The organism is Nostocoides australiense Ben110, assembly GCF_001050535.1.
Taxonomy (GTDB): Bacteria; Actinomycetota; Actinomycetes; order Actinomycetales; family Dermatophilaceae; genus Nostocoides_A; species Nostocoides_A australiense.
Window position 1 is genome coordinate 2,474,938 of the sequence record NZ_HG764815.1, and the last position, 21,874, is coordinate 2,496,811.

18 protein-coding genes are annotated in these 21,874 nt (G+C 68.6%); 9 read left to right on the forward strand and 9 right to left on the reverse strand.

Features of this window, described 5'->3' with window-relative positions; all coding sequences use genetic code 11:
• The first annotated feature begins 431 nt into the window (after positions 1-431).
• Both BN11_RS11905 and BN11_RS11910 read left to right on the forward strand, forming a co-directional pair.
• A complete protein-coding gene (locus BN11_RS11905) occupies positions 432-1,457 on the forward strand; it encodes a helix-turn-helix transcriptional regulator (RefSeq protein ID WP_048697985.1) in 1,026 nt (341 codons plus the stop codon).
• 64 nt (positions 1,458-1,521) lie between these two features.
• A complete protein-coding gene (locus BN11_RS11910; protein ID WP_048697987.1) occupies positions 1,522-3,759 on the forward strand; it encodes a HelD family protein in 2,238 nt (745 codons plus the stop codon).
• Between the two features lie 82 nt (positions 3,760-3,841).
• On the opposite strand, the gene BN11_RS11915 is transcribed toward BN11_RS11910, so the two are convergent.
• From BN11_RS11915 to BN11_RS11930, 4 genes are all read right to left on the reverse strand, one after another.
• On the reverse strand, positions 3,842-4,273 hold the full coding sequence (locus tag BN11_RS11915; RefSeq protein WP_162213223.1) for a hypothetical protein: 432 nt from the start codon (positions 4,271-4,273) through the stop codon (positions 3,842-3,844).
• Between the two features lie 210 nt (positions 4,274-4,483).
• Positions 4,484-5,770 carry an adenylosuccinate synthase gene (locus tag BN11_RS11920; protein WP_048697992.1) on the reverse strand — a complete coding sequence of 429 codons (1,287 nt, stop codon included), beginning with the start codon at positions 5,768-5,770 and terminating at the stop codon, positions 4,484-4,486.
• Between the two features lie 53 nt (positions 5,771-5,823).
• Complete coding sequence (locus BN11_RS11925) at positions 5,824-6,651, reverse strand: GNAT family N-acetyltransferase (protein ID WP_048697997.1); 828 nt, start codon at positions 6,649-6,651, stop codon at positions 5,824-5,826.
• Positions 6,648-7,052, reverse strand: coding sequence for a DUF3151 domain-containing protein (locus BN11_RS11930; RefSeq protein ID WP_048698000.1), 405 nt, complete (start codon positions 7,050-7,052; stop codon positions 6,648-6,650). The genes BN11_RS11925 and BN11_RS11930 overlap by 4 nt, the downstream gene beginning before the upstream one ends.
• Positions 7,053-7,099: 47 nt before the next feature.
• On the opposite strand from BN11_RS11930, the gene BN11_RS11935 reads away from it, so the two are divergent.
• On the forward strand, positions 7,100-8,062 hold the full coding sequence (locus tag BN11_RS11935) for a fructose bisphosphate aldolase (RefSeq protein ID WP_268807106.1): 963 nt from the start codon (positions 7,100-7,102) through the stop codon (positions 8,060-8,062).
• A gap of 411 nt (positions 8,063-8,473) precedes the next feature.
• Here BN11_RS11935 and fbaA read toward each other — a convergent pair whose 3' ends face one another.
• The gene (gene fbaA / locus BN11_RS11940; RefSeq protein ID WP_048698005.1) at positions 8,474-9,505 is read right to left on the reverse strand and encodes a class II fructose-bisphosphate aldolase; all 1,032 of its coding nucleotides are present in this window, start codon (positions 9,503-9,505) and stop codon (positions 8,474-8,476) included.
• A 166-nt stretch (positions 9,506-9,671) separates the two neighbouring features.
• Here fbaA and BN11_RS11945 point away from each other — a divergent pair, with 166 nt between their 5' ends.
• Positions 9,672-10,058: a VOC family protein gene (locus BN11_RS11945; protein ID WP_048698009.1), complete on the forward strand. Its 387-nt coding sequence runs from the start codon at positions 9,672-9,674 to the stop codon at positions 10,056-10,058.
• Between the two features lie 55 nt (positions 10,059-10,113).
• Positions 10,114-10,881 carry an SDR family NAD(P)-dependent oxidoreductase gene (locus BN11_RS11950; RefSeq protein ID WP_048698011.1) on the forward strand — a complete coding sequence of 256 codons (768 nt, stop codon included), beginning with the start codon at positions 10,114-10,116 and terminating at the stop codon, positions 10,879-10,881.
• 9 nt (positions 10,882-10,890) lie between these two features.
• Here the strand turns inward: BN11_RS11950 and BN11_RS11955 are convergent, their stop codons facing one another.
• Both BN11_RS11955 and BN11_RS11960 read right to left on the reverse strand, forming a co-directional pair.
• Positions 10,891-11,841, reverse strand: coding sequence for an aminoglycoside phosphotransferase family protein (locus BN11_RS11955; RefSeq protein ID WP_053084089.1), 951 nt, complete (start codon positions 11,839-11,841; stop codon positions 10,891-10,893).
• Complete coding sequence (locus BN11_RS11960; protein ID WP_048698017.1) at positions 11,838-13,442, reverse strand: alpha-amylase family glycosyl hydrolase; 1,605 nt, start codon at positions 13,440-13,442, stop codon at positions 11,838-11,840. The genes BN11_RS11955 and BN11_RS11960 overlap by 4 nt, the downstream gene beginning before the upstream one ends.
• A 90-nt stretch (positions 13,443-13,532) precedes the next feature.
• Here BN11_RS11960 and ppc point away from each other — a divergent pair, with 90 nt between their 5' ends.
• Positions 13,533-16,301: a phosphoenolpyruvate carboxylase gene (gene ppc, locus BN11_RS11965; RefSeq protein WP_048698019.1), complete on the forward strand. Its 2,769-nt coding sequence runs from the start codon at positions 13,533-13,535 to the stop codon at positions 16,299-16,301.
• A gap of 64 nt (positions 16,302-16,365) precedes the next feature.
• On the opposite strand, the gene BN11_RS11970 is transcribed toward ppc, so the two are convergent.
• Complete coding sequence (locus BN11_RS11970) at positions 16,366-17,934, reverse strand: alpha/beta hydrolase (protein ID WP_083433710.1); 1,569 nt, start codon at positions 17,932-17,934, stop codon at positions 16,366-16,368.
• A gap of 66 nt (positions 17,935-18,000) precedes the next feature.
• Positions 18,001-19,578, reverse strand: a complete 1,578-nt coding sequence (locus BN11_RS11975; protein WP_157044110.1) for an alpha/beta hydrolase — start codon at positions 19,576-19,578, stop codon at positions 18,001-18,003.
• Positions 19,579-19,702: 124 nt separating this feature from the next.
• On the opposite strand from BN11_RS11975, the gene BN11_RS11980 reads away from it, so the two are divergent.
• The 3 genes from BN11_RS11980 to BN11_RS23720 form a co-directional block, all read left to right on the forward strand.
• Positions 19,703-21,247, forward strand: coding sequence for an acyl-CoA carboxylase subunit beta (locus tag BN11_RS11980; RefSeq protein WP_235435454.1), 1,545 nt, complete (start codon positions 19,703-19,705; stop codon positions 21,245-21,247).
• Between the two features lie 5 nt (positions 21,248-21,252).
• Positions 21,253-21,651, forward strand: a complete 399-nt coding sequence (locus BN11_RS11985; protein WP_048698028.1) for an OadG family protein — start codon at positions 21,253-21,255, stop codon at positions 21,649-21,651.
• Positions 21,652-21,655: 4 nt separating this feature from the next.
• Positions 21,656-21,874 (forward strand): hypothetical protein (locus BN11_RS23720; protein ID WP_048698031.1); only part of this gene is annotated, 219 nt, incomplete at its 3' end.

The window sequence follows — 21,874 nt, forward strand, 5'->3', positions numbered from 1 at the left end:
CCAGCGGAGGAGAAGAACAAGAAGAAACGGTTGGAACGAGCGGGCACCCGACAGCCCGATGGCGAGACGGCAGCGCAAGCCAGCCAAATGAGCACTCGACTCCGCGTTCTTCGACGCAGCGGCGAGACGGGGCCGCGAGGAACGAGCGGACCCGCCGAGCCAGCGGAGGAGAAGAACAAGAAGAACCAGCGCAGGAGAAGAACAAGAAGAAATAGGTTCGGCGCGGCGGTCCCGGGGAGCAGGGGGGATTCACCCGGGAACGCCGCGCCGAGGCACGCGGCGCAACAGTTGGTGAGAACCGGGCGCTCTGCGTGCGGGTTGACGCGGGATCAACCAATGAAAGATTAAACAATGTTCTACCCACGAGTAAAGTCGAAACCTGTCGCATCCCCGACATTGACGGAAACCCGCCAGCCTGGCACGCTTGCCAAATGCCGGAACACAACGGCCAGCACCCCGTCGCCACCGCGCCGCTGGCCCACAGTTGGCCGCAGATGCTCACCGAGGAGGAGATCAGCTTCGTCTATATGGCGATCGTCGGCCACCCCTCACCGAGTCGTGAACAGCTGCTGGAGAGCGGCATCGACGCCCACCTCGTCGACCAGGCCAGCCGTATGCTGCACGCTCGCGGGCTGCTGGTCATCGCGGCCGACGGCACCTGGGAGGTGCCGGCCCCCGACATCGCCCTGCCGGCCTGGGCCGCTGACACGGAGCGGCGGGCTCGCGCGTGGCGAGCGACGGCGAGCGAACTGCACCAGGTGTATTCGGCGGCCCGGCAGGCCAAGGCACTGAACTCGGAAAATCGGGACATCGGCACGCTCGCGGACATCGCCTCCGCGACGGCCACCATCACCGCGGGCGCGACCAAGGAGATCCTCTGCATCCGGGCCGCGTCGCGTCGCACCGAGCAGTTGCTCCTCGACCCCTACAACTCGCACCGCGAGATCTTCCGCAACGCGGCCGGGCACCCCATCAATGTGCAGGCGATCTACGACCCGGCCATCCTCGACACGTCCGGAACGCTGGAAGCGTTGCGAGAGAGAATCATCGGCGGCGAGGAGGTACGGCTGACCGGCCCCATCCACTTCTCGGCCATCATCGTCGACGAAATGGCCGCGGTGATCGAGTTCAGCAATATCGACCCCTCCGGCAGCGGCGCGCTCCTGGTGCGCAGCCGGCCCTTCGTCACCGCGCTCGTGCGCATCATGCGCACCCTGTGGGCGCTTGCCGTGCCGCTCTCAAGCGAGGCCGCGGCGCCGCTGCCGTCCACGGCCGCCAGCCGCGATGCCATCATCCTCAAGCTCCTCGCCGGCGGGGCGACGGACTCCACGATCACCCGGCGGCTGGGCATCTCTCAACGCACGGTGGAGCGCCGGGTGCGGCACCTGATGGACAGTCTCGGGGCCGAAACGCGCTTCCAGGCGGGAGTCGAGGCGGCCCGCCAGGGGCTGGTCTGATTGCCGCCGCCGGGTTGGCATAGACTGATGTGTTCCCGAGTCAGCTGACCGAACGCGAGACACAGTGAGCACCACCCCCTCCACCGCGACTACCGATGTGGTCGCCCGGGAGATCGCCCACGAGCAGGCCCACGTCGATCGGGTGTATGCCGAACTGGGCCGCGCCAGCGAGCGCGCTGGCCTAGTCGCCCAGGACGGTCTGGCCCGCGGCCGGACCGATCGCACCGGTGACATCCGTGACGAGGAGATCACCGGGCTCTTCGAACGCGACGCCTTGATGTTCCATGCCGCGCGGCGTCAGGCCAGCCTGGACCAGCAGTACGAGGGCCTGGTCTTCGGCCGGCTCGACCTGGTGGACCTGGGGACGCGACGAGTTGACCCCGTGGACGAGTTGCCCGACGAGTGGTGGCTCGACCCGGATCGCGAAGTGCGCTATATCGGGCGGCTCGGGGTCCGCGACGAGGAGTACGAGCCCCTCGTCATCGACTGGCGCGCACCGGCTGCGTCGGCGTTTTATCAGGCCACGCCGGTCCAGCCGCAAGGGGTGATCCGGCGGCGGGTATTGCGCAGCTCCGGCCCGACCGTCGTCGGCGTCGAGGACGATCTGATGGCACCGGCCGCACCCGACGACATCGTCATCACCGGTGACGGCGCCCTGATGGCCGCGCTCACCCGCACCCGGGGCAGTCGGATGCGCGACATCGTCGCAACCATCCAGCGCCACCAGGACGAAGCGATCCGCGCCCCGGGCCGTGGCGTCACGGAGATCACCGGCGGCCCCGGCACGGGCAAGACGGTGGTGGCGCTGCACCGCGCGGCATACCTGCTCTACAGCGAACGCCGACGGTATGAGGGGGGTGGAGTCCTCGTCGTCGGGCCCTCGAGCGCCTACACGGCATACATCGAGCGCGTCTTGCCTTCTCTCGGTGAGGAATCCGTCCTGCTGCGCTCGCTCGGCGATGTCGTCGACGCCATCACGACCGGGCGCCTGGACCGGCCCGAGGTCGCGGCCGTCAAGGGAACACTGCGGGTCCGTGAACTGCTGAAGCGGGCGGCCCGCGGTCGCGTCCCGGACGCGCCGGACACCTTCCGCGCGTTCGTGGGTGGGCAGGCGATCACGTTGGCGCCCAACGTGCTTGACGGCATCCGCCGGAAGGTACTCAACGGTCATGCCCGCAATGCCGCGACCGCCGCTGCCCGCGGGATGCTGGCGGAGGCAGCGTGGGCCACTCACCGCACGGGTGAGCGCGGGGACTTCATGGAGGCCTTCGAGGAGTCGATGGCGGTCGACGACTTCATGGAGTCCTGGTGGCCGCAGGTCGACCCGCGCGAGGTGTTGCTGTGGCTGGCTGACACGGACCTCGCCTACCGGCACGGCCGCGGCGTCTTCAACGACGGCGAACTGGCCGCCTTCGCCGAATCGATCCGCGACGCAATCGAACTCGGCTCCTGGTCGGTTGCAGACGTTGCCCTGATCGATGACCTCTCGGCGCGGCTCGGCCTGGTCCAGGAGGCGGACGCCGAGGATCGCGGCTTCTACGAGATCGACGAACTCGACGGCCGGCTGGGCGCCGAAGTGCGCGCCTTGGGCGGGCCCGTGAGCGCTGCGGACACGCCCGCGGCATACCGCGGTGATACGCGAGATGCGTTGCTGCGCGGGCGGATCGGCCAGCCCGACGAATACGCGCACATTCTCGTCGACGAGGCCCAGGACCTCTCCCCCATGCAGTGGCGGATGGTCGGGCGGCGCGCGGAGTATGCGTCGTGGACGATCGTCGGCGACGCGGCGCAAGCCGCGTGGTCCGATGCCGCGGAAGCCGGCCGAGCCCGCGACGACGCGTTCGGCACCCAGCCGCGCCGCACCTTCCACCTCGACACGAACTACCGCAATGCCCGCGAGATCTTCGACTACGCCAGAGACGTGATCCTGCCCCTCGTGCCCGACGCCGATATCCCGAATGCGGTGCGCGAGACCGGCAGTCATCCTCGGGAGGCCGTGCTGAGTCTCGACACGCTGACCGATGTCACCGCGGAGGTGGACCGGCTGGCCGAGGACGTGGCCGGCTCCATCGCCGTCATCAGCCCAGCCCGGTATGCCGCGCGCCTGGCCCCCCTGGACGGCGCCCACGACAACCGCGTCGTCGTCATCGACCCGATGTCGACGAAGGGACTGGAGTGGGATGCCACCGTGGTCGTCGACCCTGACGCCATCGTCGACGAGGCGCCCGGCGGCGTCCGGATCCTCTACGTCGCCTTGACGCGGGCAGCGCATCGGATGACGGTGCTGCGCCCGGTGCGCTGATCAAGACCACACGTGCACAGCGGCGCCCGTAGCGATTGGCGCCCGGTCAGGCTCGCCGGGTCACGGCGCGTTCATGGTGCGGTCAGGGTGCGGATGTACGCCGACCCTTCGGGATACCTCCCGGGAGCAGGTTGGTCGCGTAGCTCGTGAACGCCACCAGCCGGCCATCGGTGGTGATGCGGGGAGTGACGGTGTGACCGGCCGCACGTGGCTCTTCACGGAGTGTTTGTCCGACCACCAGGAAGCCGTCGGCGCTGGCGCCGTCGTAGTCGAAATACCAGCCCTGCGGGTTGGGGGCATCGAAGACCAGGCTCGGACGGTTCGTGCCGACCTGACGATAGATGTCGACCTGTCCGTCGGGATTCCAGAAGAACACCCGGCCACCCGGCGCCATCCGGGTCTGCCCACGCATGTCACGCAGGCCGAGGGTTTCGCCGGTGGCGCGGTCCAAGCGCACATAGTGCGGAACACGCCCCTCTCGGTGAAGCAGGACGAAGCGTCCGGTCTCGCTCATGTCGATCACCTCAGCCCCCGACGCGAGGAGCCGCAGAGGGCCGGCCACGGCGAGCGCGGTCAAGGACCAGACGGCAACCAGGGCCGCGAGGGTCAGGCTCGCTCGACGCCGGATGCGAGGCAGGGTGCACTCCATACCAGCACCCCGTCGCGTGCCGTCACGAACGGCAACATCCACTGAAGGATGTTGTCGCCGGCAACGGCATACCGCTCAATCCAGCAGCGGGTGGCGTGCGATGATCGCGTCGCGGCCGGGGCCGACACCGATCGCGGAGACCCGGGCGCCGATGAGTTCCTCGACGCGCAGGATGTAAGCCTGGGCATTCGCCGGCAGGTCCTCGAAGGTCCGCACGCCGGTGATGTCCTCCCACCAGCCGTCCATCTCCTCGTAGATGGGCTTGGCGTGGTGGAAGTCGCTCTGGTTGACCGGCATCTCGTCGTGCCGGACGCCGTCGACGTCGTAGGCGACGCAGATCGGGACTTTCTCGAGGCCGGTGAGGACGTCGAGCTTGGTGACCACGAAGTCGGTCACGCCGTTGATGCGGGTGGCGTAGCGGCCGATGACGACATCCATCCAGCCGCAGCGGCGAGGGCGGCCTGTCGTGGTGCCGTATTCCGCGCCGGTCTTGCGCAGGAACTCGCCGTCGTCGTCGAAAAGCTCTGTGGGGAAAGGCCCTTCGCCGACCCGGGTGGTGTAGGCCTTGAGGACCGCGATGACCCGCGACACCCGCGTCGGCGGGATGCCGGAGCCCGTGCACGCCCCGCCCGCCGTGGCCGAGGAGGAGGTCACATACGGGTAGGTGCCGTGGTCGACGTCGAGGAGGGTCGCCTGGCCGGCCTCCAGCAGGACGTTGCGTCCCTCGTTGAGAGCCTGCTCGAGCAGGAGTGTCGTGTCGGTGACCATCGGGGCCAGCCGCTCGGCATACGGCAGCAGCTCGTCCATGACCTCCTGGACGGTGATCGCGCGCCGGTTGTAGATCTTGGTCAGCACCTGGTTCTTGAACGCCAGCGCCGCCTCGACCTTCTGCTCGAGGATGTGCGGGTCGAAGAGGTCCTGGACGCGAATCCCGTTGCGGGACATCTTGTCCGCATAGGTCGGCCCGATGCCGCGGCCCGTCGTGCCGATCTTGCGCGAGCCGAGGAAGCGCTCCCCGACCTTGTCGAGGGTGCGGTTGTACGGCGTGATGACGTGCGCGTTGGCGCTGACGACGAGCTTCTCGGTGGACACCCCCCGCGCCTCCAGGTCGTCGATCTCCCGGAAGAGCACCTCGAGGTCGATGACGACGCCGTTGCCGATGACCGGCGTGCACGTGGGGGTGAGAATGCCGCTGGGCAGCAGGTGCAGCGCGTACTTCTCGCCGTCGATGACGATCGTGTGCCCGGCGTTGTTGCCGCCGTTGAACTTCACGACATAGTGGACGTCCGACCCCATGAGATCGGTGGCCTTGCCCTTGCCCTCGTCGCCCCACTGGGCGCCGACCAGCACGATCGCCGGCATGTCCTACTCCCCTTCGTCGGTGAACCAACAGCACAGGCTAGTCGTATGCCGCGTCAGCTCGTCCCCGGGTCCGCGCCGTCTCGCTCCGGGACGAACTTGTAGGGCGTGGTCGTCGCGACCCGTTGCAGACCGAGGCCACTCAGGATGGGCTCGGAGTCGGGAGAGGCGTCGACGCGGGCGAGGGTCGCGCCCCGCTCCAGCGCCCAGCGGGCGCGGGTGGCGAGCAGGGCGCGGAAGAGGCCCTTGCGGCGCCAGTCCGGGTGGGTCGAGCCGCCCCACATGCCGGCGAAATTGGTTCCGGGAGTGAGGCTTACGCGGGCCGCGCAGCGGACTGGACCGTCAGCGGACTCCTCGGCCAGCAGGGAGAGCTCATTCGGGTCAGCCGCGTCAAGCAGCTCGTCGTCGCGGCTCGTGTCGGTGTCGGCGCGCCCCCACGCTCCCGACCAGACCAGTTCATACAGCTGCTTGACTCGGCGGGCGTCGCCGTGGGTGGCGACCTCACGGATCGTCACGCCGGCCGGCAGGACGACGTCTGCGGCGAGCACCGGCAACTCCCCGAGCATCAGCGCCTCGTCCGCCTCCTTGACGAAGCCCGCGCGGGTCAGACGTTCGCCGAGGTCGGCGGGCACGTCATACGAATAGGTCTTCCACTCCAACGGGATCCCGAGAGAAGCGAAATGGTCCCGCTCCCCCGCGATCACGGCGTCCGGATCGGGGCCCAGCCCGGCCGGGCAGTCGACCATCGCCCACGGGTCGTCCGGATCGGAGGAGATCACCCGGAAGACGAGTCCGACGCGCTCCCGCGTCGAGCGCGTCGAGCCCTCCCCCGCGCCGAGCCGGATCTGCTCCTGGAAGGCGGCGAGCAGGTGCTCCGGGGTCATAGGCCCAGCTCTCGTGCCGCCTCGGGACTGGACGCGCGGAGGAACTCGGTGCACCGCATACGTTCGTCCTCCTCGTCGATCTCTCCGGCCGCCTTCGCGAGCGCGGCGAGCGCGCGCAGGAATCCGCGGTTGGGCTCGTGCGACCACGGGATCGGGCCCTGGCCGCGCCAGCCGGCCCGGCGCAGAGCGTCCAGTCCGCGGTGGTATCCCGTGCGGGCATACGCGTAGGCCTGCACCGGGTGGTCGGCCTCCAGGGAGGATTCGGCGAGTACCGCCCACGCGAGCGACGAGGCGGGGTATGCCGCGGCGACCCGCCCCGGTCGCTCCTCACCTTCGGCGATCATCGCCGCCGCCGGGTCGTCGGGAAGGTGCGTTTCGGGGATACCGAGCAGGTCTGTCATACCGCCCACATTAGGGGCTGATTCCTCGCTGGGGATTCTCAACGGCCGTGGCGGGCAATAGCATCAGCAGTGGCCGGCGGGACGGCTCGCGGGCACGATTCGAAGCGGGAGTTGACGAGAAGATGAATGCCGACCAGGCAGCCCAGATGACCAGCGGCAAGGGGTTCATCGCTGCCCTCGACCAGAGCGGTGGGAGCACCCCGAAAGCCCTGAAGCTCTATGGCATCGACGAGAGCGCCTACAGCAACGACGAAGAGATGTTCGACCTCGTCCACGAGATGCGCTGCCGCATCATGACCTCGCCGGCCTTCACGGGCGAGCGGGTCATCGCGGCGATCCTTTTCGAGATGACGATGGACCGGCAGGTCGAGGGCAAGGACACGGCCGACTACTTGTGGGAGGACAAGCACGTCGTGCCCTTCCTCAAGATCGACAAAGGCCTGGCCGAGGAGGCCGACGGGGTGCAGCTGATGAAGCCGATGCCCGACCTCGACGCCCTGCTGGCGCGGGGGGTGGCCAAGGGCATCTTCGGGACCAAGGAGCGCTCGGTCATCAACGCCGCCAACGCCGCCGGCATCCAGGCCGCCGTCGACCAGCAGTTCGAGGTCGGCCGGCAGGTGCTCTCGCACGGGCTGATGCCGATCATCGAGCCGGAGGTCAACATCAAGGCCGCGGACAAGCAGGAGTGCGAGGACCTCCTCAAGGCGGCGCTGCTGGCCGGGCTCGACGGAGTCGCCGACGGGCAGCAGGTGATGTTCAAACTCACTCTGCCGAGCACGGACGACTTCTATGCCGAACTCATCGCGCACCCCAAGGTGATGCGGGTCGTCGCGCTGTCCGGCGGCTACAGCCGCGAAGAGGCGAACGAGATGCTGGCCCGCAACCCCGGCATGATCGCGTCCTTCTCGCGGGCGCTCTCCGAGGGCCTGACCGCGCAGATGAGCGACGAGGAGTTCAACACCACGCTGGATGCCAGCATCCAGGCGATCTACGACGCCTCCATCACCTAAGCAGGCAGCGAGAGTCCTTCCCGCACCGCGTGATCGGCTGCGGGAAGGACTCTTGGTCCGGCAGGTTTTCCGCAGGGCACTCGCGTTCGCCTTGCGCTCCCCGGCGGGCCCGGCACCCTGGCCACCATCGCCGTCGCGCGAACACCAGGCCGTTGTCGCCGCGACCCTGGTCGGGCTCGAGTCGAGCTGTCCGCCGGCTTTCCGGTGCCTGACCGGGCCCTTGGACCACCTGCTGGCGTGGGATCTGGTGGACGGCGACTACGTTCAGGTCGGGACGTCATGGGGGAGATGACCTGGACGGCCACCAGGCCGTTCCCCGTCACCATCAGCCCGCAACTGCTGCTCTGAGAAATCCGGCGTCCGGCGGCTCAGAGGCCGCCGGACGCCGGATTCGACGACAGGGCGCGAACGTCAGGCGACGTGGGTGCCGGCGGAGCGCAGGTTCTGGCAGGCCTCGACGACGCGGGCGGCCATGGCGGCTTCGGCCTCCTTGCCCCAGGCGCGCGGGTCGTACTGCTTCTTGTTGCCGACCTCGCCGTCGACCTTCAGCACACCGTCGTAGTTGTGCATCATCCACGCCGCGACGGGGCGGGTGAAGGCGTACTGGGTGTCGGTGTCGACGTTCATCTTCACGACGCCGTAGTCGACCGCGGCCGAGATCTCCTCGGGCAGCGAGCCGGAGCCACCGTGGAAGACCAGGTGGAAGGGCTTGGCGTCCGCGGCCAGACCGAGCTCGCCGGCGGCGGCTTCCTGGGCGGCCTTGAGCACGTCGGGGCGCAGCTTGACATTGCCCGGCTTGTAGACGCCGTGCACGTTGCCGAAGGTCAGGGCGGTCATGTAGTAGCCCTTCTCCCCCGCGCCGAGCGCCTTGACGGTCGCGACGGCGTCCTCGGGCGTGGAGTAGAGCTTGTCGTTGATCTCGTTGGCGACGCCGTCCTCTTCGCCGCCGACGACGCCGACCTCGATCTCGAGGATGATGTTGGCCGCCTGGCACTTCTCCAGCAGCTCCTGGGCGATCTGCAGGTTCTGGTCCAGCGGCACGGCCGAGCCGTCCCACATGTGCGACTGGAAGATCGGCAGCCCGCCGGCCTTGACGCGCGCGGCGGAGGCCTCGATCAGCGGGCGCACGAAACCGTCGAGCTTGGGCTCGGGGCAGTGGTCGGTGTGCAGGGCGATGTTGACCGGGTAGTTCTTCGCGACCTCTTCGGCGAACGCGGCGAGTGCCAGCGAGCCGGTGACCATGTTCTTGATGTTCGAACCGGACGCGAACTCGGCGCCACCGGTCGAGACCTGGATGATGCCGTCCGAGCCGGCCTCGGCGAAGCCGCGGATGGCCGCGTTGATGGTCGAGCTCGAGGTGATATTGATCGCCGGGTATGCGAACGAGCCATCCTTGGCCCGGTCGAGCATGTCGCGGTAGACCTCGGGGGTTGCGATGGGCACTATCTGCTCCTTTGTGCGGGTGCCGTCGGAAAAATGTTTTCCACCGTCGATCCTCCCACGGCCGCCGGACGCACCCGCTCGCGTCTCACCCTGCATCGTCCGCCCGCGTCATTCGTCCAGCCAGTAAGACGTGACGAAGCGGCGGTGAAACGGCACGATGGGTCGCATGGCATCTCGCGCATCCAACTTCTGCATCGACGCCCACGATCCCTACGCCCAAACCCAGTGGTGGGCACAGGTTCTCGAGGATTTCGAGCCCGAGGCCGACTGGGACATGAAGCCCGGCGACGACGAGTGCGGGTTGGCTGGTCCGGACGATCGCTTCCTGCTCTTCCTCAAAGTGCCCGAGCCCAAGACCGTCAAGAACCGGATGCACATCTGCCTGCGCCCCACCGATCGCCACCGTGACGAGGAGGTCGACCGGATCCTCGGCCTCGGCGCCACCCTCGTCAACGACCTGCGCGACGGACCCGACGAGGGTTGGGCCGTCCTTGCCGATCCGGAGGGTAACGAGTTCTGCGTCCTCTCCCGCTACAAGGGCAAGCCCGCATAGCCACCGGCCACCGACAAAGACAACGACAACGACAACAGACCGAAAGAGTCAGCACATGACCGTTCTCGACCGCTTCTCCCTCCAGGGCCGCCGCGCCCTCGTCACCGGTGCCACCCGAGGGCTCGGTCGCGCCTTCGCCCAAGCCCTGGCGGAGGCCGGGGCCGACATCGTCGTCCACGGACGCGACGAAGCGGCGGCCGAGCAGGCCAAGACAGAGCTCACGGCAACCGGACGCCGCGTGGAGGTCGTGCTCGGTGAGTTGACCGACCGGCCCACCGTGGATGCCGTCACGGCCCAGGCCGTCGAGTTGTTGGGAGGAATCGACATCCTCGTCAACAACGCCGGGACGTGCATCCACGCACCGGCGCTGGAGGTGACCGACGAGCAATGGGCATCGGTGCTCGACACCAATGTGACCGCCCTGTGGTACATGTCCCAGGCCGTCGGGGCACACATGGTCGAGCGGGGCTCGGGGAGCATCGTCAACATCGGATCGATCTCGGGGATGATCGTCAACCGCCCGCAGATGCAGCCGGCATACAACGCGTCCAAGGCGGCCGTGCACCAACTGACCAAGTCGCTCGCGGCGGAGTGGGCGCCCCACGGCGTCCGCGTCAATGCCGTGGCTCCCGGCTACGTCAAGACCGATATGGCGCCCGTCGACGAGCCGCAGTTCCAGCGCTATTGGATCGAGGACGCGCCGCAGCAGCGCTACGCCAGCCCGGACGAGATCGCTCCGGCGGTGCTCTTCCTCGCCTCCGACGCCGCAGCCTTCGTCACCGGCAGCGTGTTGGTCATCGACGGCGGTTACACCGTCTACTGATCGAATCCTTCAGTCCGAGAACGCTTTTGACAGGGCGATCATCCGGGACCGGAAATCGTCGGAGGCCGGTGCGTAGGCCGCAGCCCAGACAGCGTTGAGCACCAGCCGGACGAAGGTCCAGTGCGTGACCCGGACGGGGTCGAGGCCCGCGGCGTCCGCGACGATGTCGGCACGCAGGCGCACGTGGGTGCGCTGGTTGTATGCCGCGGCGGTCGCGTCGGCGCGATTCCACACGATCGGTGCCACCGCATACGCCCACTCACCAGACACCGGTTTGGGGTCGATGGCCAGCCAGTCCCCCCGCGAAAGGACGAGGGGCGCAAGGACATTCATGTCGTGGAGATCCTCATGGACCAGCCGCCCGTCGACCTCACCGGTCACCAGGTGGGCGAGCGTCGCTGCTGCTTGGTCCGTCAGCCGGCGCGGCACGAGCGGGGTGCCGTGCCGGAGTTGGGCGTCCCAGCGCTGGGCCTTGTCGGACACCAGGACGTACTGCTCACCCGCCGGCTGGTCCAGGACGCGCATGAGACCGCCTATGACGTCGCAGGCTTCGAGGATCGACACGCTCGTCAGTTCCCGGTCCGCGTCCAGCCGTTCGAGGAGCAGACCGTATGACGCTGGGTCGGCCGCGAGCAATCGCACCGCCCCGCGCCCGTTCCAGTGGCGCAGCGCCAGATGCTCGAGGCGGGCCTCGTCGTGGGGCCATGTGAGCTTGAGTATCGCTTCGCGGGTCGGGGCCGAATCCGCGAAGTCGTTGCCCTGCAACCGGACCGGGAGGACGAGCGCACATTCCCCGTGCCGCGCCTCGCCGTCGGGCACGAGGTCCCATCGCGCCAGGGATGCGTCGATGAGCGACGGCAGCCGGCGCAACCACTCAGCGCCGGAGACGTCAGGCTCGGGCTCTCGGTCGGCGAGCAGGTCCCGCAGCGACTCGGGGATCAGTGGATGCGACACGGTCACGCGACCACGAAGACCCCGTAACCGAAGCCTTCCAGAGTGATGCCCGACTCAGTGACGGTCACACCCGAGCCCCAAAGGAGTTGCGCACCAACAGCTTCCGGCGACTCCAGCACCGCCGCCAGCCTGCGCGGATTGACCACCACGAGGTGGGAGTGGCCGCGCATCCAAGCGAACGGATAGCCCTCGTGAACAACGCGAGTCGGCTCGTGCCCCTGGAGGGCGGGCGTGGCGCGGCGGAGGGCGAGCAGGTCGCGCACGAGGGTCAGCGTCGAGCCGGGAACCCCGTCCTGCGCCGCGACCGTGGGGCGGTCGGGGTCCGGATCGATCGGCAGATACAACGCCTTGGGGGCGGCAGTCGAGAACCCGGCATTCGGCCCGTCGTCCCACTGCATCGGAGTGCGCGCGCCGGCCCGGTTGTAGAGCGGATTGCAGACGGCCCCTTCGACATTCGGCATACCGGGCAGATAGCGCATCCCGATCTCGTCGCCGTAGTAGAGACTCGGCACGCTCCCCCACGTGAAGAGAAAGGTGAAGGCGGCACCGAGTTGCTCCGGAGTCCGACCGCCGCAGCGGAGCCGGTTGAAGTCGTGGTCGGCCGTGGCGAGCAGGATCGACCGTTCGGGGTCCTCGGCCCGCCAGCCCTCCCACAGCCGCAGGAAGGTCTCGGTCGAGCCCGCTCCCTCCGCCGCGAAAAAGGGCTCGTGCGGCGTGTGCCAGGGCAAGGTCCCCGCCGAATGGTCGTCGAAGAGACTCGCGTGCGCCTCGAAGATCACCAAGGCGAAATCGGCGTCGAAAGCGCGCCGGCCGCCGACCCGCGGCTCGTCGCCCTCGGGGATCAGCACGGCGTCCGGGTATACCGTGTCGAGCCACTCCCGGATCTCCTGCCAGATCCGCGCCGAGGCGAGCCGCCCCTCGGTCAGGTACTCGTCCTTGACGAGCGAGAAGGCCATGTCGACGCGGAAGCCGGCGATGCCCCGGCTCAGCCAGAAGTCGAGAATGTCCTTGAGCGCCTGGCGATTTCGTGTCGGGCCGGGGGCATCGATCGCGTCCCGCCACGGCTGCGCGGGGTCGGTGCGGGTCCAGCCGAAGTTCAGGGCGGGTTGCTCGTCGTAGAAGTTCTTCAGGTACCAGCCGGGTCGCGGGCCGGGTGAGGCCACCCACGCGGGTATGCCGGGTAGGTCGATCCCCCACCCGTCGCCCGGATCCTCGGTGGTCCAGATATAGCGGTCGCCGTCCGGGTTCGGCCCGGAGGCCGCGAGTTCCTCCTGGAACCACGCGTGCGCGGTGGAGGTGTGTCCGACGACCAGGTCGAGCAGGATCCGGATGCCGCGCTCCCGGGCCTTGTCGACGAGTTCGACGAGGTCGTCGTTCGTGCCATAGCGCGGGGCGACCCGCAGGTAGTCGGCCACGTCATAGCCGGCGTCGACGAAGGGCGACTCGAAGCACGGGTTGAACCAGATCGCGTCGACGCCCAGTGCGGCGATGTAGTCGAGCCGCTCGATGACCCCGCGCAGGTCTCCGATCCCGTCGGCATTGGTGTCGTGGAAGGACTGCGGATAGATCTCGTAGATCACGGCATCGCGGAACCAGGCGGCGGTCATGCCCACATCCTTCCCCACTTCGCCGCTGCGGACGCCCACCTGGCGAGGCGCGGTTGCCGCAGATGAAAGCGGTTACATACTCTGCTGCGCATGACCATCCCTGCCGAGTCGAGCGAAGCGGCCGAACCCGCCGACGCCCTGCTGCGCCGCGACATCCGCCGGCTCGGCGAGCTGCTCGGCGATACCCTCGTGCGCCAGGAATCCCCCGCCGTGCTCGACGCGGTCGAGGAGGTCCGCCGGCTCACCAAGCGCGCCCAGGGCGGCGACGAGGACGCCCGGCGTGATCTGACCAAGCGGCTCGCGGCCGTCGATCTGGCCACGGCGACGTTGATGGTGCGCGCCTTTGCGACCTACTTCCACCTCGCCAATATCGCCGAACAGGTGGACCGGGCGGCCCACCTCGCCACCCGACCCGAGGATGCCGACTGGCTCGTCGCGGCGATGGACAAGATCGTCGAGGCCCGCGGCCCGGCCGCCTTGACCACCGCGCTGTCGAAGCTGTCGGTGCGCCCGGTCTATACGGCCCACCCGACGGAGGCGAGCCGGCGCACCGCACTGCTGAAGCTGCGCGAGATCGCCGACGCCTTGATCGCCCATCGCACCAACCCCACACCGCGTTCCGAGCGCCGTCGTGACCAACGGCTCGCGGAGATCATCGAATCGATGTGGCAGAGCGACGATCTGCGCGTCGATCAGCCGCAGGTCACCGACGAAGCCCGCAATATGCTCTTCTTCGTCGGCGGCCTTCTCGAGGAGACCGTCCCGAACCTGCTCGCCGACCTGGCCGACGAGGCGGCGCGGCGCGGCGCCTTCCTTCCCCCGACCGCACGCCCGCTCATCTTCGGCAACTGGATCGGGGGCGACCGCGACGGGAACCCCAATGTCTCGCCCGCCACCACGCTCGATGTGCTGGTCATGCAGCACGCCGTCGGCATCCGCGGGCTGATCGACATGGTGCAGCAGTGCGTCGACGAGGTCTCGATGTCCACCAAGCTCGTCGGCGTGAGCGACGAACTCGCCGCCAGCCTCGAACAAGACCTCGCCATCCTGCAGATCGAGGACCGCATCCGCCGGCTGAACGTCGAGGAGCCCTATCGACTCAAGCTCTCCTGCATCCGCCAGAAGCTGATCAACACACGCGATCGCATTGCGGCACGGGTGGATTCGCGCCCCGGGTTCGACTATGTCGGCCGCGACGAACTGGTCGCCGATCTCATGCTCATCCGCGACTCCTTGTTGGCGCACCGGGGTGAGCTGGTCGCGGGTGGCGCCCTCGCCACCCTGATCCGCACCGCGAGCGCCTTCGGCCTGCAGGTGGCGACGATGGACGTGCGCGAGCACAGCGGTGCTCACCATCACGTCATCGAGCAACTCGCCGACCGCGTCGACGACGAGCCGGGGTCGTATGCCGCCCTGGCCCGCGAGGACCGGATGGCGTGGCTGGCCGAGGAGCTGACGAGCCGGCGGCCGCTGGCCCCCTTCCCGCCGCCGCTGGACGCGGACGGCTCGCGCACCTTCGAGACCTTCCGGGCCATCCGCGCCGCGCAGAAGTGGTTCGGCCCGGAGATCATCGAGAGCTACATCGTCTCGATGACGCAGGGCCCGGACGACATCCTGGCCCCGGTCGTCATCGCCCGGGAGGCCGGGCTGGTCGACCTGCCCACCGACCAGGGACGGCCGGTGCGCGCCGACATCGGGTTCGTGCCCCTGCTGGAGACCGTGGAGGAATTGCGTTCTGCCGGAGAGATTCTCGATGCCCTGCTCTCGGTCGAGGCCTACCGGGAGATCGTGCGGGCCCGCGGCGACGTCCAAGAGGTCATGCTCGGCTACTCCGACTCCAACAAGGACGCCGGCATCACGACGAGCCAGTGGGAGATCCACCGGGCCCAGCGGGTGCTGCGCGATACCTGCACACGACATGGCGTCCAGCTCCGCCTCTTCCACGGGCGCGGCGGCAGCGTCGGCCGCGGCGGCGGCCCGACTCACGAGGCGATCCTCGCCCAGCCCTTCGGCACGCTCTCCGGCGAGATCAAGGTCACCGAGCAGGGTGAGGTCATCTCCGACAAGTACCTCCTGCCGGCTCTGGCACGGGAGAACCTCGAACTCACCCTCGCCGCCGTCATGGAGGCGAGCGCGCTGCATACGACGGCGTGGGTCGATCCCGCTCAGCTGACCCAGTGGGACGAGACCATGTCGAGCGTCAGCGCAGCAGCCTTCACCGCATACCGCGCCCTCGTCGACAACCCGCAGCTGCCCACCTACTTCGCCCAGTCGACGCCATTCGAACAGCTCGGCGCCCTCAAGATCGGGTCGCGACCGTCGAAGCGACCCGACAGCGGACAGGGCCTGTCCGGATTGCGCGCCATCCCATGGGTTTTCGGGTGGACCCAGTCCCGACAGATCGTCCCCGGATGGTTCGGCGTCGGGTCGGGGCTGCGGTCGGCGATCGATGCCGGGCGTCTCGAGGAACTCCGGGCGATGTATGCCGGGTGGCACTTCTTCAAGACGTTCATCTCCAACGTCGAGATGATGTGCAAGAAGACGCGGCTGGACATCGCGGCACACTATGTCGGCTCACTCGTCGACCCCGAACTGCACCCGATCTTCGAGCAGATCCAGCAGGAGTATGCCCGCACGGTCGATGCTGTCCTGCAGATCACCGGCGAGGAAGAGCTGTTGGAGGCCCAACCGGTTCTCAAGCGCACCCTCGAGGTCCGCGACCGCTATCTGGACCCCATCACCTATCTGCAGGTCTCCATGCTCGCCCGGATGCGGGCCGGCGACACCGACCCGCAGCTGGAGCGGGCGCTCTTGCTCGCCGTCAACGGTGTCGCCGCCGGACTGCGCAACACCGGGTAGGCCACACACCGGGGCAGCACCCGTTCGTGCCAGGCCGTGCAGCCCGACGCCGTCCCGGGTTGGTTCAGCCCCCGCTGAAGAGCGGGCCGTCCATCCGACACACGGCCCCCGGCGCCGGCATGACGCCGGATGCGAAGAAGGTGTCGAATGCCGCTGTCACGCAAGAGTTCCCGATGGCGGTGTGTCCCCACCCGGCATAGGTCAGCAGCCGCGCCCGGTCGAAGCGGCGAACGACCGCCCGGGCGCCATGGATCGGAGTCGCGGGGTCGTAGGTGTTGCCGACGACGAGGATCGGCCCCGACGTCCGCCCGCCGAACGGACGGACCCAGGTGTCTTCCTTGGTCACGATCGGCCAGTTGCCGCAGGTCGCGCTGCGCCATGTCCACAGCGACCCGAACCACGGGTATTGCTTGTCCTGGGCTTGCCCGGCACGCCACCAGTCGATCCGCTCGCGCGGGTTGCGGCTGTCCGCGCACGCGACCCCGTGGAAGGCATCCACCGTCTCGGTCACCGGCCCCCGCGTTGCCGACGGGGCGGCATACGGCTGCTCGTCGACGCGCCTGCTGGCGCGGTCCAGCGCCTGGACGAGCCGCGGGTCGACCCTGTCGACGCGGCGGAAGTTCTCGACCCAGATCGCTTGAAGTGACTGCGCGAGAAGGGAATAGTCGTCCTCGTACATCATCCCGAGGGTGGACTGCACAAGGGCGGGATAGGTCATGCGGCGCTCGTTGACCTGCAAGCCGCCGGCCTTTGCCCGTGCAAGGAGCTGGCGCCACTTGCCCGGCGCATTACCGGCGAAGGCGCACTGCCGGCGACCCAGCCGGTCACACTCGCGCAGCGCCGCGACGAGCCCGGTGTAGGCACCTTCGGCGCCACGCACCCGCGTGGTCACCGGCAGGGTCGCGGCTTCTCCGGTCGCTCCGGTCGCCCACGCCACCGGGTCCACCACGCCGTCGAGGACCATCCGTCGCACCCGGTCGGGGAACATCGAGGCGTAGGTCGCCCCGAGATAGGTGCCATAGGACGCTCCGTAGTAGTTCAGCCGCGGTTCGCCGAGCGCCCGGCGGATCAGGTCCATATCGCGGGCGGTGTCGGCGGTCGACATGTGCGCGACGATGGGGTTGGGATTCTCCTTGCATCCGGTGCGCACCCATTGCGCGCTGCGCCAGACCGCCGCCGATTGCGTCCAGGTCACGGGGAACGGTGGCGGTGCCGGCGTTGGTTCCGGATTGTCGTTGTGGCACAACATCATCGAGTCCTGGCCCACGCCACGGGGGTCGATCCCGATGACGTCATACCGCGCCGTCACGGTGGGGCCGAGATGCCGGGATGCATAGTCGACGAAGTCCGTCGCGCGCACGCCCGGACCACCAGGGTTGACGAAGACCGTCCCGATGCGCGGCTGCGGGCCGGTCGCGGGCATCTTGACCAGGTCGAGCAGGAGCGTCGCGCCGCGCGGGTTGTCGTAGTCCAGCGGCACGCGCACGGTGGCGCACTTGGTGCCCCAGCCGGCCCAGCAGTCGTGCCACGCGATGGCGGGTGCCACCGCGTCAGCTGTCCCGGCCGCCGGCGCCGCGACACCGGCCGCCAGCGCCGTGCTGGCGGCAGCAATCCACCCCACACGACGCGACATCTTCGTCCCCGTTTCTCGTCAGGCGCTTCGCGCCGTATGGGATACGAGTATGCCGCGTCCCCCGGCCTACCCGGCGTCACCGTCCCACAGGCCGGAGTCCATCGGGCACACCGCGCCGACCGGCGGCAACGCCCCGGTGGCGTAGTAGCGGTCGAAGGCTCTGGTCACGCAGCCGGTGCCGATCGCGCCGTGCCCCCACCCGTCATACGTCAGCAGGCGGGCGCCGGTGAACAGGCTCGCCACCTTGCGCGCGCCGTGGATCGGCGTGGCCGGGTCGTAGGTGTTGCCCACCACCAGGATCGGCGTCGCCGTGGCACCGCCATACGGCCTGAAGTAGCTGTCCGACTTGGTCACGATCGGCCACTTCGAGCAACTGGCCGACGCCCACGTCCACAGCGACCCGAAGCCGGGATACTTCGTGTCCTGCTCGACACCGGCCCGCCACCAATCGGTGACCGAGTCGGGATTGCGGGTGTCGGAGCACGCGACGCCGCTGAAGGCGTCGGAGACGACTTCGCCGCGCAGCAGCGGCGTCGCATACGGGGCCTTGCGCACCCGCTCCCCCGCCGCCCGCAGATCGGCGACGGCCGAGGCACTGGCCCGCGCCCCGCTGCCGGCGTTCTCCTCCCAGATCCCTTGCAGGGCGCTGTCGAGGCCGACATATCTGGTCGCGTAGAGAAAGCCCAGCACGCCGCCGATCAGGTCCGCGTAGCTCAACGGACTGCCGTATGCGGTGAGCTTGCCGGCCTTGGCCAAGGTCACCAAGCGCTGCCACTTGCCGCTGGCGTTGCCGGCGAAGTCGCATTTGGCCCGGCCCACCCGATCGCAGTCCTCCAGCGCCGACATCAACGCCTCGTGCGCGCCCTTGGCGCTGCGCAGCCGGGTCGAGAACGGCTGCACCGCGGGCACCACGTCCCCGGTCGACCAGGCGATCGGGTCGAGGACGCCGTCGACGACGAACCGCCCGACCCGCGAGGGGAACATCGAGGCATAGGTCGAGCCGAGCTGCGTGCCGTAGGAGATGCCGTAGTAGTTCAGCTTCTTCTCACCGACCGCCTGCCGCATCAGGTCCATATCGCGGGCGGTGTCGGCCGTCGACATATGCCGCACGATCGGCGCAGCCTGGTCCGCGCAGGCCCACCGCGTCCATTGGGCCTGGATGAAGGCCGGCTTGGCCTGTGCCCAGGTCATCGGGAACAGATAGTCGATGCCCGGCGGACGCGGCGCGTCGCTCACGCACTTCATCGGGGTCGAGGCCCCCACCCCTCGCGGGTCGATGCCGATCACGTCATACCGGTTGCGCACGGTCGACCCGAGCAGGATCGAGGCCATCGGGGCAAAGCCGGTCGAACTGCCGCCCGGGCCCCCTGGATTGACGAAGAGCGTGCCGATCTTCGTGCTCGGCCGAGCCGCCGGAACCTTGAGCAGATCGAGCAGAATCTTCGCCCCGCCCGGGTTGTCGTAGTCGAGGGGCACGGCGACCGTCGCACATCTGAACTGTTTCGCGTTCGTGCAGGCCTGCCAGTCGATCACCGGCACCGGCGCCCGCACCTGATCCTCGGCCGCCCGGCTCACCCCCGGCACCAAGGTCGCGGCCAACGCCGCTGCCATACCGAACCCGATCCCCTGCATCCTGCGTCCCACGACGAATCCCCATTCGGTGACGCGACCACCTCGGTTGTGGCCGTCACCACCACCCTTGTGCCTTCCGCGGTTTCGCGCAATACCCGGGAATAGGCTGAAGTGCCCCCCCACGAAGGAGATTGCGGTGTCCGAGAGGCTGTCTCGACTGCGCACGATGCGCGAGCAGGCGCTCGCCGGTGGCGGGCAGGCCCGCATCGACCAGCAGCACGCCAAGGGCAAACTGACTGCGCGAGAACGGCTTGCGATTCTTCTGGACGAGGCGTCCTTCCAAGAACTCGGCGCGCTGGCCACCCACCAGCTCAGCGATTTCGGCATGGACAAGCACAAGGTCCCCGGCGATGGGATCATCACCGGCTTCGGCAAGATCAACGGCCGCCGCGTGGCCGTCTTCGCCCAGGACTTCACCGTCCTCGGCGGGTCCTTCTCCGAAGTGCAGTCCCACAAGATCAGCCGCATCCAGGACCTGGCGATGGAGAGCGGCATACCGCTGATCGGGCTGAACGACTCCGGCGGGGCACGGGTGCAGGAGGGGGTGCGCTCGCTCGCGGCATACGGAGAAGTGTTCTTGCGCAACGTGATGGCGTCGGGAGTCATCCCGCAGATCTCGTTGATCATGGGCCCCTGCGCCGGCGGCGCCGTCTATTCGCCCGCCCTGACCGACTTCACGATCATGGTCGAGGGCACGAGCAATATGTTTCTCACGGGGCCGGACATCGTGCGCACCGTCACCGGCGAGGACGTCGACGCCGAGACCCTCGGCGGTGCGGCGGTGCACAACACCCGCAGTGGTGTCGCCCAGTTCTCGGCACCCACCGAGCAGGCCGCGCTCGCCCTGGCCAAGACCTTGCTCAGCTATCTGCCGCAGAACAACAACGACGACCCGCCGCAGATCACGCCGTACGACTCCCCGGACAGAATGGACGAGGAGCTCAATTCGATTGTGCCGGAAGACGATACCGAGGCCTACGACATGCGCGAGGTGCTCGACCGGGTCTTCGACGCCGACAGTGTCCTGCAGGTGCACACCGACTACGCCCCCAACGCGCTCGTCGCCTTCGCGCGGCTGGACGGCAAGCCGGTCGGGATCATCGCCAACCAGCCGATGGTGATGGCCGGCGCGCTCGATCTCAACGGGTCGGACAAGATCGCCCGGCACATCTCGTTGTGTGACATGTACAACTTGCCGCTGGTCACCTTCGTCGACTGTCCCGGCTACCTGCCCGGGGTCGACCAGGAGTGGGGCGGTGTGATCCGGCACGGCGCGAAGATCATCTACGCCTACTGCCAGGCGACGGTGCCCAAGGTGTCGGTGGTCACGCGCAAAGCGATCGGCGGGTCGTATGTCGCGATGAGTTCGAAGCAGATGAACAACGACATCGCGTTCGCCTGGCCGAGCGCGGAGATCGCCGTCATGGGTCCGGAGGGGGCGGCGCGGCTGCTGAACCGGCAGGCGCTCAGGGAGGCCGAGGATCCGGCGAGCCTGGAGGCGCAGTTCGTCACCGACTATCGCGAGAAGTTCTTCAATCCCTATCGCGCCGCGGACCTGGGGCAGATCGACGAGGTCATCGAGCCGCGCGAGACCCGCCCGCACCTGATCCGCTCCTTCGAGGTGCTGCAGACCAAGGTGCAAGGCGGGCTGCCGAAGAAGCACGGACTCTTCCCGGTCTGATTGCCATGAAAGACATCGGTTTCGGACTCGGCATGACGGCGGCCGGCATGGGCACCGTCTTCGCCATGCTGCTCCTGCTCATGATCATCGTCTCGCTCATGGGACGAATGGACCGTCAACCCTCCTCGGCCGAGAACGCCGGACGCGACGGGCTGGCCGGCGCGGACCTCGACGCGATGAGCGGCATCGACGACGCCCCGGACACCGCACCGCGGGTCCTTGCCGACGGCCTGACGGAGGACCAGATCGCCGCCGTCTCGGTCGCCGTGCTCCTGCACGCCGAGATTCGCCGCCAGCAGGCGGCCCCGGCGATGCGCACCCACCAACCCGGAAGCCACATCTTCGCGAGCCGTTGGGTCGCCAACGGCCGCGGGCTACAGACCCAGCCTTGGCGTAGGAGCTGACGGCATGCGCAGATACACGGTGACCGTCGGTGACCAGGCCTATGTCATCGACGTCGAGGAGCGGAGCGCGGACACCTTCACCGTGATCCTCGACGGGCGGCCGCTGTCGGTCCGTGTCGACGGGCACGAGGACCTCGCCCAGGCCGCCATCCGTCCGCAACTGGAGATCGCCGACTCCCCGGGGGCGGCGGGGGTGCCGACGGCGGCGGGGGCGGCGGGGGCG